Below are 15496 nucleotides of genomic sequence, written 5' to 3'. Positions count from 1 at the left end.
CAACACGACTGTGCGTGACAAGCAAGGGATTCAGATGTGCTCTACGTGACCATAGGGTTAGCTAATGCACGAGCAGATGCACGGGCGTGTCAAAACTGCTCACTGAGCGCGCTCGCGCAGGCCGCTCCACAGGACGGCCATGGCGTACTCAGTAGCCCGTTCAGGTGTCACCTCGTCGTGCTGCTCACACCAGATAGCCAAACGCTCGCAGGCCCCCACCACGATTTCCGCCGCCGCTTCCACCCGCAGGGGGGACCCCACGTCCAGCAGGCCCGCCATCAACTTGGCGATCAGGTCCGTCTGCTGCCGCCGCGTGGCTTCGATCTCCTCCGACGCCGACGTGCCGATCAGCACCATCTCGTTCCGCAGGAGCGACCACGCCTGCTGGTGCTCCCGGATGTAGACGAAGAACGCGTGCAGCCCCCGCCGCAGCGCGTCCTCGGCCGACGTCGCCCCCGCGACCGCCTCCTCGGTGGCCGTGCGCAGCTGCGCCCTGGACGCGGCGATGCAGGCCAAAAGGAGTCCTTCCTTCGAATGGAAGTACTCGTAGAGCATCGGCTTCGAGACACCGACCTGCTCGGCGATCTCGTCCATCGACGCCGCCGCGTACCCGCGCTCCGCGAACACCGCTTCGGCCACCTCGAGCATCTGACGTTCGCGCTCGGCCCGGGGCATGCGTTTGCGGGTGGTCACGCAATTGACTCTACCGGAGGTAACCTACTTCCAGTAAGGTGGACTCGCGGTAACAGTAAAACGGGAAGTGCGAGGTGGACGGATGGGCGAGCGCACCGAGGCGGGCGTGGTCATCGTCGGCACGGGATTCTCCGGACTCGGCATGGCCATCGAGCTGCTGAAGAAGGGCCGCCGGGACTTCGTGATCCTGGAGAAGGCGACCGAGGTCGGCGGCACGTGGCGCGACAACACGTACCCGGGCTGCGCGTGTGACGTGCAGTCGCACATGTACTCGTACTCCTTCGAGCAGAACCCGGACTGGACGAGGACGTTCTCGCCGCAGCCGGAGATCTGGGACTACCTGCGCGGCATAGCCAAGAAGTACGACCTGTACTCCTACATCCGCTTCGGCCAGGAGATGACCGGCGCGCGCTGGGACGCCGGCGAGCACCGCTGGCACGTCGCCACGAGGGGCGGCGACGAGTTCGTGGGGCGCTACCTGGTCAACGGCGTCGGTGCCCTGCACCTGCCGCAGATCCCGGACCTGCCCGGCATGGCGAACTTCCGCGGCGAGAGCTTCCACTCCGCGGAGTGGAACCACGACTTCGACCTGCGCGGCAAGCGCGTCGCGGTGGTGGGCACCGGCGCGAGCGCCATCCAGTTCATCCCGCAGATCGCGCCGCAGGTCGCAGAGCTGACGGTCTTCCAGCGCACGCCGCCGTGGGTGCTGCCCAAGCCCGACCACAGCGTGCCGGACTGGGCGCGCAAGGCGTTCCGCAAGGTGCCCGCGCTGCAGACGTTCTACCGCGACGCCCTGTACTGGTCGCTGGAGGCGCGGGTGCTGGGCTTCAACGGCAGCCTCACCCTGATGAAGGCCGCGCAGCAGCTGGCGAAGCGGCACATCGCGCGGTCCATCGCCGACCCGGAGCTGCGCCGCCGCGTGACGCCGGACTACGTCATGGGCTGCAAGCGCGTGCTCATGTCGAACGACTACTACCCGGCGCTGGCGCGGGACAACGTCGACGTGGTCACCGACGGGGTGACCGAGGTGCGTGAGCACAGCATCGTGGACGCCGCGGGCCGCGAGCACGAGGTCGACGCCATCATCTTCGGCACCGGCTTCCACGTGATCGACGCGTTCGAGAACCTGGAGATCGTCGGCGAAGGCGGCCGGAACCTGGCGAAGGAATGGGCCGCCGAGGGCATGCGCACGCACCTGGGCATCACCGTGGCCGGCTTCCCGAACCTGTTCTTCCTGCTCGGCCCCAACACCGGTCTGGGCCACAACTCGGTGGTCTTCATGGTCGAGTCCCAGGCCCACTACATCGCCGAGGCGATCGACCTCGTCGAGGGTTCCCGTGCGGAGGCGCTCGCGACCCGGCCGGAGGTGCAGGACCGGTTCAACGCGCAGATGCAGCGCAAACTGGCCAAGGGGGTCTGGACGCAGGGCGGGTGCAAGAGCTGGTACCTCGACGCCCAGGGGGTCAACCGGACGCTGTGGCCCGGCTTCACCTGGCGGTACTGGCTCGCGACCCGCCGGGTCCGCCCCGCCGACTTCGAACTAATCGGCACCGCAGGTGGCAAGTAGCACCTGGCGGTCCGCATCTTGCTGATTTCCCGGCGGGGCGGCTGGTCGGTGTCAGAGCCTTCCGCCGCCCCCCGGATCCAGCCCGTCCGGCACGGGTTCGGCGAGGTCGTGCAGCAGGGCCAGTAGTTCCGCCGTGCTCAGCCCGCACAGCTCGGCCATCCGGTCCACGGCGGGCCGGTCCAGTTGCACCTCGCGGGGCGCGCCCTGCTGACGCAGGCGGTCCTCCGCCCAGCGCCGCAGCGGCAGCAGCTCGGGCCGGTGGTCGGCGACGATGCGCGGCAGGTCGAGCCGCACCTTGCCGGGCTCGTCCGTGAAGACGCGCCGGTGCACGCGGGCCAGCAGGTCCTGGGGCAGCTCGTCCATGGCGAGGCACAGCTCCACGAGTCTGACCACCGAGCACTGCCGCGTGCCCAGCTCGTAGGTCGCGAGCGTCTGCAGCGAGATGTCGCTCTGCAGGTGCTGGTTCAGCTCCTTGCGCGTCCAGCCCCGCCTGCGCCGCAGCTTCCTGAGTTCCTCCCCCAGAACTCGCTGGTAGAGGTCACTGTCGATGTGCACTCCTGGTCCCCTGCCCTGCCTCGCGTCATACCCCTGCGGCGGCGCGTGCCGTCGTACTTCAGCGGTGTCCACGCGTATGTAAGTCGCTGAGACCGCTGCTCTTACGCGAGTTCGCGCGGATCGTTCAACTTGATCTTGTGATTAGGCCGAACGGGCTAACAGGAGGAGGCTGAACGGCCTACGTCAGTTGACGCAAGTGATCCCGTCGGCGGTGATCGGTTTGTCGTCATCGTCCGCGGGCGCGGCGGCACCGGTGGACGGGGCGCCGGAGGACTGCTGGACGTTCTGCGCCGACGACGCGGCCGAGTAGTCGCTGCCCACCACGACCAGGACGTGTCCGGTCTGGACGCTGTCGTCCTCCTGCAGCGCCGCGGTGACCCCCAGTGCGTCCGAGACGGACTGGGCGGCGTCCTTGGCGCCTGCCGGGTAGCGGATGGTGGTGGCCTTGACGCGGGCGCTGGCGTTGCCGGTCTCGCCCGCCTTGAAGCCCTTCCCGGTCAGCGCCTGCGAGACGGTCGCGGCGAGACCGGACTTGGGAGTTCCGTTGTGGACGTCCACAGTGGTCGCCGAGTTGTCCGGTCCCGGCGGGGTGGACTGGGCGCCGGCCGGCGGGCCCGTCAGGCCCTGCACGAACTTCCGCACCGCCGACGGGTCGACCTTGATGGCCTGGCCGTCCTCGGGCGTCGGGTAGTCCACGTTGACCACCGGGATGGTCTGGAACTGCAGCTGCCCGCCCGTCAGGCCCTTCATCTGCTGGGCGAAGCCCAGGATGTCCCAGCCCTGGTTGAGCACCACGGACTTCTTGATCGCGTCGGTGAGGGAGCTGAGCTTGCCGGGGTCGGCGAGCGTGCCCGCCGACAGCACCTTGCGCGCCATCCCGGCCATGAACACCTGCTGGCGCACCACCCGGTCGAGGTCGCCGCGGGGGAGCCCGTGCCGCTGGCGCACGAACTCCAGCGCCTCGACACCGGAGATCGTGTGCTTGCCCTTGGTGAACTTCGCGCCCGAGTAGGGGTCGTTGACGTTGTCCTTGAGGCACACGTCCACGCCGCCGATGGCCTTGGTGATGTCGGAGAAGCCGAGCAGGTTGATCGAGGCGTAGTTGTCGATCGAGGAGCCGGTCAGCTGCTCGACGGTCGCGATCAGCGTCTTCGCGCCGGCCTGCGCGCTCTTGACCTCGATGTCCTTGGCATCGGTGTCGCCGGAGTCCTGCAGCTTCTTGCGTTCGGCCGCCTTGCCCCGCGCGTAGGCGGAGTTGATCTTGTGGGTGCCGAAGCCCGGGATGCTGACGTAGGAGTCGCGCGGCAGCGAGATCGCGACGGCCTTGCTGCCGTCGTTGGGGATGTGCACCATGATCAGCGTGTCGGTGTTCTCGACACCGTCGGACACCCCGGCCCGCAGCTCCGCGAGCAGCTGCTCGGACAGCGGGTTGCCCTGCGCGTCGGTGCGGCTGTCCATGCCGACCAGGAGGATGTCGCGGGCGCCGTCGGCCGGCTGGTCGCCGCTGATCACGTCCGCCGTCGTCAGCCCGCTGACCAGGCCCTGCATGGCGGCCCAGGCGTAGCCGGTCAGGCTCATCACCAGCAGCGACACCACCGCGACGGCGATCTTGGCGCCGTACCGGCGGCGGCGTGGCGGAGGCGGCGGAGCGGGACGGCGGCGGGGGCTGGGCGGTGCGGGGCGGCGGTCGCCACGGGGCGGTGGTGCACCGCGGCGGGCGGGGCCGACGTAGCGGGCGTCGGCCGGACGGCCCTGCCGCGGCACGGGACGACGAGGTGCCCCACGCTCGTTCCGCGGCGGATACTCCACGCCCTCGTCTCCCTTCCCCGGCTCTCAGTCACACGAGTGCCCGATCGGGTGGACGCGCCACCCGGTCACCCGGTTGCCGTAGCGTCGCACATTGATCGGCGAATGTGGTTCAGCACACCCGGTTACGTGTTCTCCACCACCGCCTTGGCCGACAGGAGGGTGCTCGCGGCAGCCCCCAGGGCGAACAGTCCGGTGAGCCCGTGGACCAGCACCGGAACGGGTGACGCCTCGACGCCGTCGGCCGCGTCCAGCAGCGGCGGCACGCACGCCAAGGCCGTGACGACCCACGTGCTCGCTGTCGCACTCGCCCCGGTGCGCACGGCGTGCAGCAGGAACACCCCGAGCAGCAGTTCGATCAGGTTCTGGATCGGGTCCAGCGGCAGGCCGAGGAGCGTGGCGCCGGTGTCCCCGCCGAACTGCGTCAGCGCGAACCCGAACAGGCCGATCGTGGCGAAACCCGTGCCCAGTGCGGTGGCGGCGTGCGCCAGCCACCCCGTCGGCGCTGACAGGGGAACCGGGACATACCCGTCACCGTGCCGCTCGAACCACCAGAACACGATCAACGCGGGCACGGCGAGCAGCCCCAGCGCCATGAGCGTGCGCGGGCCGGTGAGCCACGCGAGCGCGGCAGCCGGGCTTGGCGGCAGGTACACCACCGTCACCAGCAGCAACACGGCCGCGAGGAACCCGAGGTACAGGCTCATCGGAGCGCGCAGGGCGAGGCGGACCACAGCGGAGACCACGGGCTGCGCGGTGAGCCGGTTCAGCGGACGGGCGGACAGGCCCAGCACGCCCAGCTGCACCGCGCCCAGCAGCAGCACCGGCAGCGCGGGCGCGGCGAGCGCGGGCGGCGCGCCGGGCGTGCCGAGCAGGTTCGGCGCCGTGCCGCCGACGGTGGTGAGCAGCACCAGCCCGGCGAGTCCCGCCAGCGCGCCGCCGAGCAGCCACCACCGGTTCCGCGCGAACAGCCTGCCGAACGCGACCTGCTGGGCGAGCAGCGCGAGCCCGAACGCGGCGAGGTAGTGCGGGATCTTCGACCCGGTCCAGCCGGCGCCCAGCTCGGCCAGCACGACGAACGCCAGCAGCGCGAGCGCGCCCGCCCTGGGCGCCCGCCGGTGCAGCGCGAGCATCACCGGGGCGGCCACCATCGTCAGCAGGTACACCGCCAGCAGCCACAACGGGTGCAGCGCGACGCGCACGATCGTCGCGTTCGTGCTGTCCGGGATGCCGAGCAGCTCGAGCGCGAGCGGCACGACGAGCGTCACCACGACGAAGATCAACGCGGGCCGCAGCAGCCAGCTCGCGCGGTGCGCGAGGTACTGCCGGTACCCGCCCCCGCCGTCGAGCACCGCGTGCCAGCCCGCGGCGTTGGCGCGGCCGCCGGCGAAGAAGAACACGGGAGCCAGCTGGGCGAGCCACGTGAACGGCCACAGCCACGACTCGGCCACGCCCGCCCACCGGGCCAGCTGGATCACCGACTCCCCGGCGATCATGAGCACCAGGCTCGTCACGCCGAGCGTCACCCAGCTCGACGCCGGAGCCGGGCCGCGGGCGGGCGCGGGGCGCGCCGGGCGCGTGTGGCGAGCGGACAGCCAGCCCCGCAGCCGCAGGACCAGCAGGCACCCGATGACGGCGACACCGGCGAGCATCGGCCCGATCGGGTCACCCACCGGCGGCCCCCAGCGCTGGTGCCAGGAGTTCACCACGAGCCCGGCGGAGTACAGCGAGGCGACCAGCTGGCACGTCCTAGGCGAGTCCATCGGGTTGACGTGGCACATGTTGTGCATGTCCGCCGACAGGCGCGCGTCGAGCGACTCCCGCACGGCCGGGGCGAGCGGCTGGCCCACCTTGTCGGCGTAACGCAGCAGGTCGTAGCCGAGGTCGTGGGCCTTGCACGGCACGGCGTAGTCCCACTTGGTGTTGTCGTCGCCCCACGGCGTCGAGCAGCCGCCGTCGACGTGGACCGCGCGCACCGTGCCGTCGCGCGCGGGCAGGGCACCCGGGACGACGCCCGTGACGCGGGTGAAGTCCGCGGGCAGCAGGCTCAGCGCCGTCGGCTCCCCACCCGGATGGGTGAGGGCTTCGATGGCGCGCTGCGCGGCGGCCGCGCCGCCGGTGGGCGGGCCGTGGTCGGGGGGCGCGGAGGGGCGGGACGCGACGAAGCCGAAGCCCAGCAGGGCCAGCGTCAGCACCAGCAGCCAGGCCGAGTTCGACAGGCGCCTGCGCAGGCGCGGGGTCTCGGCTGGGGCGATCATGAACTCCAGGGTGGCAGGGTCCGTGGGTTTCGCACATCCGGGTGGTCCCCGGATGAGTGCCTCACCCTAGTGAGTGGTTGTCGCTCCGTGATGAGCGCGGTGCTCGGCGAGGCGCACCTGGTTCCGGCCGCCCTCCTTCGCCTCGTACACGGCCGCGTCGGCGGCGTGCATGAGCTTCTCCAGCGAGTCGCCGTGGTCGGGGAAGACCGCGACACCGATCGACGCCGTGCGGTCGGACACGGTGATCTGGTCACCGCGCTTGTCCGTCGTCGCGATCCGCAGCCGCGCCACCGACGACCGGATCCGCTCCGCCGCGCCGGTCGCCGCCGCCTGGTCCGCGTCGGGCAGCAGCACGAGGAACTCCTCGCCGCCGAAGCGGCCCACCACGTCGGCGGGCCGCGTGACCTCGTCCAACAGCTGGGCGAGGTTGCGCAGCACGTCGTCGCCCGCCGGGTGGCCGTAGGTGTCGTTGATCCACTTGAAGTGGTCGAGGTCGATCATCAGGATGCCGAGGTTGTCGTCCGACTTCGCCGCCCGCGCGAGGGCCCGCTCGGCCGACTCCGTCCACCCTCGCATGTTGTAGACCTGCGTCTTCGGGTCCGTCCGGACGTCGTCCTGCAGCTGGTCGAGCTCCGCGAGGCGGTTGAACACGACCGTCACCACCGCCATGATCGCCACCGTCGGCGGCAGGATCACCAGCAGGATCGCGGTGACCGCGCCGAGGCCGATCGTGATGGCCTCCAGCAGGTTGTCCGCCTTGCTGCCGAGCACGCTGCGGATCGTCGGTTTCGACTTCCCGGACAGACTCAGAATGCTGCCGACGTACAGGATCTGCACGGCCTCGTAGACGAGCCCGACCAAGAGCAGTTTCGCGAATTCGCCGAGCGAGGACAGCGCGGTGAGCGACATCCACTGTTGTCCGCCCAGCGCCACGAATACGCGGTGCGCCACCGTCGCGGCGAGCATGTGCGTGATCGAGGAGAACACGAAGTTGTGCGCGGGACGGCGTGCGACGAACCAGTGCTGCACGCGAATCAGCAGTACCAAGCCGATGGTCAGCGGTGCCGGAAGAATAATCGCGGCGGGAAAGACCCATACCGCGGTGAGGTCGATCAGGACCGTTCGCACGCGATTTCTGCGGCGTTCCTCCTGTCGCCGGGTCATCTGGATGTGGACCGTCGCGCCGGCCGTCAGAATCGCGAACCGGAGCAAATCCAGACGGGTCGGCGCCGTCATGTCCACGAAAACGAGGACGAACCACGCGACGGCGGCGAGTTCCGCTACGAGGAGGAATGCGATGAATGCTTTCGGACGCCGCCACAGCGCCCAATATTGTGGTTTGAAAGAGCGGCGAGTGCTCGGGGAATCACTCGACGTGTCCGGGGCGGGGTGCCCGGCCGGGGATCCGCCGGCCACCGCCGCCCCGTTCCCCTGGGGGTCCGGCGTCGCGGCCGTTTGCCCGGGCAGTGTCGGTGATCCGGACCGGGCGGGGGGTGGGGGCACTGGATCACCTTCTCTCGACGGACCGCACACTGGCGGGGTAACTTTGCTGTGCCCGGAGAGACGCCGGGTGCTTTCTCTTCAACAGGTATCATCCCACCGCATACGACGCACCGGGCGGACGGCGACCTCGTCCACAGTGGTACGTCTCTGCTCGGCGTGCGAGCACCGATTGGAGGTGTTCTTCTTGTCTAACCGTGACTTCTGAGGTGTGGGAGTTCTGCGCGCTCGTTTGTGTGTGTTGCTCGGTTGTGTGGAGGTGGCTTGCCGTGGCGAACCGTGACTTCTGATCCGTGCCCCGGAAAATCCTGATTCTTTCGCCGCTGCTGCCGTGGGAGAGGTGTTCTTCGTGTCGAACCGCGACTTCTGATCCGCTGCCTGCTCGCTTCGCGTTTGTTTCTCGCTCGAAAACCGGAGGTGACCCCCCGTGTCGAACCGTGACTTCTGATGCCCGCCGGACGCCGGTCGGCTCATGACGCGCCGGCTGCTTCCGTCGTACCCGGACCCAACCGCGCCCAGGACACGGCGAGCGGAATGCCCAGCAGCACCCCCGCCGCGCCCGCGATCGTGATGGCGGTGGTGGCCGAGCCCGCCCATTCGGCGAGCACACCACCGATGGCCACGCCGACGCCCTGTGCCACCCGCAGTCCGGTCCGGTACACACCCCCCGCGCCGCCCCGCAGTTCGTTGGGCACCCACGTGATGAACGAGGCGCCCACGGTGACGATGTACGCGCCGGCCGCACCCGCGGCCGCGAGCGCGACCAGCGCCAGCACGAGGTCCGGCCGCAGGGAGAACACCAGCAGCACCGCCGTCGGCACGATGGCGAGTACCCCCAGCACCCGCCTGCGCGCCTCCGCGGAGACGAAGCGGGACATGACGAAGACCCCGGCCACGAAGCCGAGCGGGTCCGCCGCGAGCAGCCAGCCGACGGCCTGGTCGGGAGCCCCGATCTCGCGCGCGAGCGGCGCGACGAGGCCCTCGGGGATGACCGCGAGGCCGACGAGCCACGACAGGCCGAGCAGCACGCGCAGCCGTCGCTGCCCAGCCACCCAGCGGATCGCGCCGAACCACGCGCCGTCGCCGCCGTCCGCCGCCGGGCGCGGCCGCACCCAGCGGTGCAGGGCGAACGCGCTCACGGCGAAGGTGGCCGCGTCGATCGCCAGCGCCCACGACGGGCCGGCCGCGGTCACGAGGAACCCGCCGCAGGCCAGGCCGAGCAGCATCGCGGTGTTCGTCGTGATGCCGCGGATGTCCTGGCTGCGCAGGTACAGCTCGTCGTCGGTGAAGATCTCGCGCGTCAGCGCGTTCTGCGCCGCGTTGGACGGCGCGCCCGCCAGCCGGGCCAGCACGACCAGCACGCAAAGCGGCAGCAGCGGCATCCCCGGGATCGCCATGACGCCGACCAGCACCGCCTGCACCGCGGCCGAACCGGCGAGCACCGTCCGCCGCGGGTAGCGGTCGGCCAGCTGCGCGAGGCCGAGACCGCCCGCGAGGGCGGGCAGGAACGTCAGCGCGTAGGCGATCGCGGACAGCAGCGCCGAACCCGTGCGGTGGTAGACGAGCAGGGCCAGTGCGACGATCGTGAGCTGGTCACCGATGGTGGACTGCGCCTCGGCCAGCCAGACGGTGCGGAACTCGCCGTTGGCCAGCGCGGAACTCATGCCGGGACGGGATTGCGTCCTCACCATCTCCCTAGCTCCCCCCTGATCGAGTGAACGCCTGGCCGTTCCGCATTCTGTCGTCCGCCGTGGGGCGCGGGAACCGGGCACTCACCCAAGCGACAGGAAAGACAACACTCAGTATGCCGCTTACAGCCCGGAGGCGAACAGTCACAGCACGACGGTAGTCCGGGTTTGGGCCTGAGCGGAGGCAATCACCAACCTTCGGATTACGACGAACGGCGCAGCGAACCGTCCCACTGACCGGTCGGAGAGTATGCGGCGCTGGTCGGCGGTCACTCGTTCGGCGCAGTCTGCTGACCGCTCGTCGTCGGCCGAGTGGCGGTCGCGTGCGGACGGCGAACACTGGAACCAGGGTCAGAGGAGCCGCCCGCGGCTCGAGTTCGGGGCTGGCCAGTGGGGAGTGAAGGACATGAACATGGAGCTTGCCGGCCTGAAGGACAGGGCAGTCGTGGTGACGGGTGCCGGCCGTGGGCTCGGTGAGGCGTTCGCCGTGCACCTGGCGCAGGCGGGCGCCAGGGTCGTCGCCAACGACATCGACGTGGAGCTGGCGGAGCGCACGGCCGCGAACATCAGGGAGCACGGCGGGCAGGCCGTCGCGAGCGGCCACACGGTGACCGACCCGGCCGAGGCGGCGGCGCTGGTCAGCCGGTGCGTGGACGAGTTCGGCTCGATCGACGGGCTGGTCAACAACGCGGCGCTGAACTACGAGGCGCTGCCGTGGCAGGAGGAGCCCGAGCAGGTGCGCGAGCTCGTCGAGGTGAACGTGCTGGGGGTGATGTACACCGGCATCGCGGCGATCAAGGCCATGGTGGAGCAGGGCACCGGCGGGTCGATCGTCAACATCTCCTCGGGTGCCTCGCTGGGCCAGCGCAAGCTCGGCGTGTACTCGGCGAGCAAGGGCGCGGTGGCCTCGCTGACCTACTCGTGGGCGCTGGACCTGGAGGAGGTGGGCATCCGGGTGAACGCCGTGTGCCCGCTCGCGCACACGCGGATGGTCTGGAAGTCGGAGCGCTCCCTGCGCAACTGCCCGCCCGACCGGACGCCCTCGCGCATCGCGCCGCTGGTGCTGTTCCTGCTCTCCGACGACGCCGAGGGCATCACGGGACAGCTCGTGCGGTTCAACGGGCCGCAGCTGCACATCATCGGCCAGCCGTACCTGAAGGCGCCGATCCTGGAGCGGCAGACGTGGGACACGGAGACGGTCCGCCGCGCGTTCGACGAGGTGTTCAGCGCGCACCTGGAGCCGTACGGGCTGGAGAAGCGCGTGCCGCCCCGCCTGCGGAAGTGGACGGAGTCGACGTCGACGCCGCTGCGCACGGCCTGAGGGGTTTCACCTGCTGAGGGCGAGTAGTTCGTCGATGACCGGCTCCGGACCGCCGTAGGTGAGGTGCGCGATGGCGGCCATCGGCGCGACGACGCGGCTCCAGGCGAACAATCTGCCGCCGTCGAGCCCGCACGCGGCCGCCGGCCGCTGACAACGGGCCTCGACCCCTTCGTGCCCGGCACCGGCGACGGCGTAGTCGACGGCGTCGAAGCACGGATCACCTACGCACGCCTTCGGATCGATCGCGACCAGGCCCCGCGCTGGCCCGGCGTCCAGAACGTTGCCGAGGTGCAGGTTGCCGTGCAGCAACACGTTGGCGGCCTGGGTGTCCAGCAACGTCTCGCAGCGCCGTATCGCCCGCTGCCAGTCGGGTTCGCTGATCCCTGCGGCGTTGGCCGGGTCGGACAGCCTCGGGCCGATCCGGTCGAAGGCCTCCTCACAGCGACCCCGCAGATGCCAAGGCCATCCGACGGGCGGGGACGCGGCGTGGAGCGCGGCCAGCAGTTTTCCCCACAGCGGAGGCAAAGTGGCCGCGGGCAGGTCTTCGGCCTCGGTGCCAGGCAGGATCTCCTCCAGCACCGTCGCGCCGGCTTCCGCGTCCGTGGCCAGTACGGCAGGCACCCGCCAGCACCACGGGTGTGCTGTCGGGCCAACGGCAGCGCATGACCAGCGAAGAGGCCCCGCTCGCGAACAGTTCGCCGAGCTCGAGCCCCCAGCGCGAGGCCAGGCGCGTGGCCAGCGCAGGTACCTCGGCGAGCCAGGTCTCGCCCTGGGGGCCGAAGCGGTCCACCAATCTCGTGGTCAGGTCTTCTTCGCGCACCGGCACAGTCCTCGCCGAGTTGTCCACAAGACCCCAGTTGTCCACAGGTAGGCACTTTGGGTGTGGACCGGGAGCCGGGAGGGCCACCACGATGAAGAGGTGACCTTTCCGACTTCTCCGACCGGGTCAGGCGTAGAGCGCGCTGATCTGCGGGGCGTAGCGCTCGCCGATGACCCGGCGCTTGAGCTTCAGCGTAGGCGTGACCTCGCCGGACTCCGGCGTCCACGGCTTTGTCAGCAGCTCGAAGCGCTTGATCTGCTCAACGCGCGCAAGCCTGCTGTTGGCCGACTCGACCGCGCGGTCGATCTCGTCGCGCACCGCGGGGTGCCCGGCCAGCGCGGAGACGTCCGTGAACTCGATCCCCTGAGCCGTGGCCCAGCCCGGCAGGATCTCGTCGTCGAGCACGATCAGCGCCGTCACGTACGGCCGGTCGTTCCCGATCGCCACCGCCTGCCCGATCAGCGGGTGCTCCTTGAGCAGGCCCTCGATCCGGGTGGGGGCGATGTTCTTCCCGCCCGAGGTGATGATCAGTTCCTTCTTGCGGTCGGTGATCGTGACGAAGCCGTCGTCGTCGATCGAGCCGATGTCGCCGGTGGCGTACCAGCCCTCGGCGTCCACGGCGGGCTCGATCGAGCCGTCCTCGCGCAGGTAACCGGCGAACACGAGCGGGCCGCGCACGAGGAGTTCGCCGTCCTCGGCGACCTTGACCTCCGTGTCTGCGACGGGGCGGCCGACCGTGCCCGCGCGGAAGGCGGCGGCGCAGTTGGCGGTGACGGCGCCGGTGGTTTCGGACAGGCCCCACACCTCGTGGATCTCCACCCCGAGCCCGGCGAGGAAGTGCAGCACCTCCAGCGGCAGCGCGGCGGCGCCGCTGGAGCAGAAGAGGAGGCGGTCCAGGCCCAGCAGCTGGCGGATGGGGGCGAGCACCGTCCGGTCGGTCTCGGCGATCTTCTCCGCGAGGTCCGGGGGCACCTCCTGGCCCGCGTTGCGCAGTTTGTACCCCTGCTGCAGCAGGTCGTTCGCGGCCAGCAGCGCGGCGCGTCGGTCCTCCGGCACGTTGGCCAGCATGTTCTTCAGGCCCGCCACCATCTTCTCCCACACGCGCGGGACGCCGAAGAAGCCCTGCGGGTGCACGCGGCCGAGGGCGGCGGCGATCGCGGTCGGGTCGGCGAGGGTGTGCACGTGACCGGCGATCGCGATCGGGAGGTAGATGGAGATCTCCCGCTCGGCGATGTGCGCCAGCGGCAGGTACGCGATGTTCGTGAGGTGCATGGCCATGTCGTGCAGCGCCTGCAACGCGTAGGACTCGTGCACGGCGTTGGCGTGGGTGAGCACCACGCCCTTGGGGTCGCCGGTGGTGCCCGAGGTGTAGATCATCGACAGCGGGTCGCCGGGCTGGACGGCGTCCGTCATCCGCTCGAACGCGGCTGGGTCGGCCGCGTGCGATTCCGCGCCCCTCCGGCGCAGGTCGGCCAGGCTGACGAAGCGGTCGTCGCCGGGCGGGACGGCTCCGCTGTCGATCATCACCACGTGCCGCAGCGCCGGCAGGTCGTCGAGCACCTGCTCCCAGCGCTTGAGTTCGTTCGTGCCCTGAAGCACCACCACCGGCGCGCCGCTGTGCCGTGCGACGTAACGGATCTGGTCGGGACTGAGCGTGGCGTACGCGGTGCACGGGATCGCGCGCAGGTGCATGGCGGCGAGGTCCACGAGGATGTGGTCGGGGGAGCTGGGCGCCATGATCAGCATCCGGTCGCCACGGGCTAGTCCGAGGCCGGCGAGCCCGTGGGAGAGCACCGCGACCTCGTGGCGCACCTCCGACCAGGTCAGTGTCGGCTCGCCTTCGGCGTCGAGGGACGTCAGCGCGGGCAGGTCGCCGTACTCCTCGGCGTCGCGGCGAAGTAGCTTGGCGATGGTCTGGCCCTGCGTCCGGTCCGTGACTGAGGTCTGAGTGGTCATCGTTGGCCTCCTCGGCGGTGCACGGATGGTGACGAGTGCTCGCCACCCTATGTGAGGCATGCCACAAACAGGTAGCGATTCGCGGACAGTGAATCGGCATTCGCGGCCAGAAGGGCGAAGAGGAAGGATTCCCATGTCGTTGGGGCAGGAGGCGGCGGAACTCGATGCCCGTGACCCGCTGGCGGGCAAGCGGGCGGAGTTCGATCTCGACCCACAGCTGGCCTACCTCGACGGGAACTCACTGGGTGCGCCGCCACGGACCGTAGCCGCGCGGATGGACGAGGTCGTGCGGAAGCAGTGGGCGGGGCGGCTCATCCGGTCCTGGGACGAGGGCTGGTGGGATGCGCCGCAGCGGATCGGCGACCGGATCGCACCGCTCGTCGGTGCCGCGCCGGGGCAGGTCGTGGTCGGCGACTCGACGAGCGTGAACCTGTTCAAGGTGCTCGTCGCGGCTGTGCGGTTGAACCCGGGGCGCCCGGAGATCGTGGTCGACGCCACGACGTTCCCGACGGACGGCTACGTCGCGGAGAGCGCCGCACGCCTGACGGGCCACGAGATCCGCCGGGTCACGCCGGCGGAGATGCCTGCCGCGGTGTCGGAGCGGACGGCGGCGGCGCTGGTCAACCACGTCGACTACCGCAGCGGCCGCCTGCACGACCTGCCGGGCATCACCGCGGGGCTGCACGCGGCGGGCGCGCTGGCGGTGTGGGACCTCTGCCACAGCGTCGGGGCGGTGCCGGTGGAGCTGGACGCGGCGGGCGTGGACCTGGCGGTGGGCTGTACGTACAAGTTCCTCAACGGAGGGCCGGGCGCACCCGCGTTCTGCTACGTGCCGGTGCGCTGGCAGGAGCGGTTCGACCAGCCGTTGCCGGGCTGGGCGGGGCACGCGGACCCGTTCGGCATGAGCGAGGAGTACACGGGCAAGGCGGGGATCGGGCGCGCCCGCGCCGGCACGCCCGACATCCTGTCGATGCTCGCGCTGGACGCGGCACTGGACGTCTGGGCCGACGTGTCGATCGCCCAGGTGCGCGAGAAAGCGCTTTCCCTGGGTGACTTCTTCCTGCGGTGCCTGGACGAACTGGTGCCCGCTGCCGAGGTCCTGACCCCGAGAGACCACGCTTCCCGAGGCAACCAGCTCTCCGTCCGCTGGCCCGACGCCCAGCACGTCATGGCCGCGATGGCGGAGTCCGACATCATCGGTGACTTCCGGCCGCCCGACGTTCTGCGGTTCGGGCTGGCCGCGTTGTACACGAGGTATGGGGATGTGCTTCGCGCTGCTCGTTTTCTCTCAGGATGGCCGGGGTAGCGGGGAGGTGTGGGAGTCGCCGCCCC

At 70.4% G+C, this 15496-nt stretch carries 11 protein-coding genes; 3 read left to right on the top strand and 8 right to left on the bottom strand.

Translation table 11 applies throughout. From position 1 onward, the window contains the following. Nucleotides 1-99: 99 nt before the first annotated feature. Complete coding sequence (locus tag BMZ92_RS06155; RefSeq protein WP_091504723.1) at nucleotides 100-693, bottom strand: TetR/AcrR family transcriptional regulator; 594 nt, start codon at nucleotides 691-693, stop codon at nucleotides 100-102. A gap of 82 nt (nucleotides 694-775) precedes the next feature. Here BMZ92_RS06155 and BMZ92_RS06150 point away from each other — a divergent pair, with 82 nt between their 5' ends. Continuing rightward, complete coding sequence (locus tag BMZ92_RS06150; protein WP_091504722.1) at nucleotides 776-2260, top strand: flavin-containing monooxygenase; 1485 nt, start codon at nucleotides 776-778, stop codon at nucleotides 2258-2260. A 51-nt stretch (nucleotides 2261-2311) separates the two neighbouring features. Here the strand turns inward: BMZ92_RS06150 and BMZ92_RS06145 are convergent, their stop codons facing one another. From BMZ92_RS06145 to BMZ92_RS06125, 5 genes are all read right to left on the bottom strand, one after another. Further along, on the bottom strand, nucleotides 2312-2815 hold the full coding sequence (locus BMZ92_RS06145; protein ID WP_091504721.1) for a helix-turn-helix domain-containing protein: 504 nt from the start codon (nucleotides 2813-2815) through the stop codon (nucleotides 2312-2314). 183 nt (nucleotides 2816-2998) lie between these two features. After that, the gene (locus BMZ92_RS06140) at nucleotides 2999-4624 is read right to left on the bottom strand and encodes an LCP family protein (protein WP_245782924.1); all 1626 of its coding nucleotides are present in this window, start codon (nucleotides 4622-4624) and stop codon (nucleotides 2999-3001) included. A 122-nt stretch (nucleotides 4625-4746) separates the two neighbouring features. Next, nucleotides 4747-6879 carry a phospholipase A2 gene (locus tag BMZ92_RS06135; protein WP_091504720.1) on the bottom strand — a complete coding sequence of 711 codons (2133 nt, stop codon included), beginning with the start codon at nucleotides 6877-6879 and terminating at the stop codon, nucleotides 4747-4749. A 66-nt stretch (nucleotides 6880-6945) separates the two neighbouring features. Beyond that, the gene (locus tag BMZ92_RS06130) at nucleotides 6946-8202 is read right to left on the bottom strand and encodes a GGDEF domain-containing protein (protein WP_091504854.1); all 1257 of its coding nucleotides are present in this window, start codon (nucleotides 8200-8202) and stop codon (nucleotides 6946-6948) included. Between the two features lie 647 nt (nucleotides 8203-8849). Continuing rightward, nucleotides 8850-10043 carry an MFS transporter gene (locus BMZ92_RS06125; protein ID WP_091504719.1) on the bottom strand — a complete coding sequence of 398 codons (1194 nt, stop codon included), beginning with the start codon at nucleotides 10041-10043 and terminating at the stop codon, nucleotides 8850-8852. A 430-nt stretch (nucleotides 10044-10473) separates the two neighbouring features. Here BMZ92_RS06125 and BMZ92_RS06120 point away from each other — a divergent pair, with 430 nt between their 5' ends. Continuing rightward, nucleotides 10474-11388 (top strand): SDR family NAD(P)-dependent oxidoreductase, encoded by a 915-nt coding sequence (locus tag BMZ92_RS06120; RefSeq protein WP_091504853.1) that lies wholly within the window; start codon nucleotides 10474-10476, stop codon nucleotides 11386-11388. A gap of 6 nt (nucleotides 11389-11394) precedes the next feature. Here the strand turns inward: BMZ92_RS06120 and BMZ92_RS06115 are convergent, their stop codons facing one another. After that, nucleotides 11395-11967 (bottom strand): aminoglycoside phosphotransferase family protein, encoded by a 573-nt coding sequence (locus BMZ92_RS06115; protein ID WP_425425795.1) that lies wholly within the window; start codon nucleotides 11965-11967, stop codon nucleotides 11395-11397. A 367-nt stretch (nucleotides 11968-12334) separates the two neighbouring features. Beyond that, complete coding sequence (locus tag BMZ92_RS06110; RefSeq protein WP_091504718.1) at nucleotides 12335-14164, bottom strand: AMP-dependent synthetase/ligase; 1830 nt, start codon at nucleotides 14162-14164, stop codon at nucleotides 12335-12337. A 133-nt stretch (nucleotides 14165-14297) separates the two neighbouring features. Between BMZ92_RS06110 and kynU the strand changes: the two genes are divergently transcribed. After that, on the top strand, nucleotides 14298-15470 hold the full coding sequence (gene kynU / locus BMZ92_RS06105; protein WP_091504717.1) for a kynureninase: 1173 nt from the start codon (nucleotides 14298-14300) through the stop codon (nucleotides 15468-15470). Nucleotides 15471-15496 lie beyond the last annotated feature (26 nt).

The sequence above is a fragment of the Amycolatopsis sacchari genome, from assembly GCF_900114035.1.
Classification (GTDB): Bacteria; Actinomycetota; Actinomycetes; order Mycobacteriales; family Pseudonocardiaceae; genus Amycolatopsis_E; species Amycolatopsis_E sacchari.
This window is presented reverse-complemented; position numbering and strand designations above follow the sequence as displayed.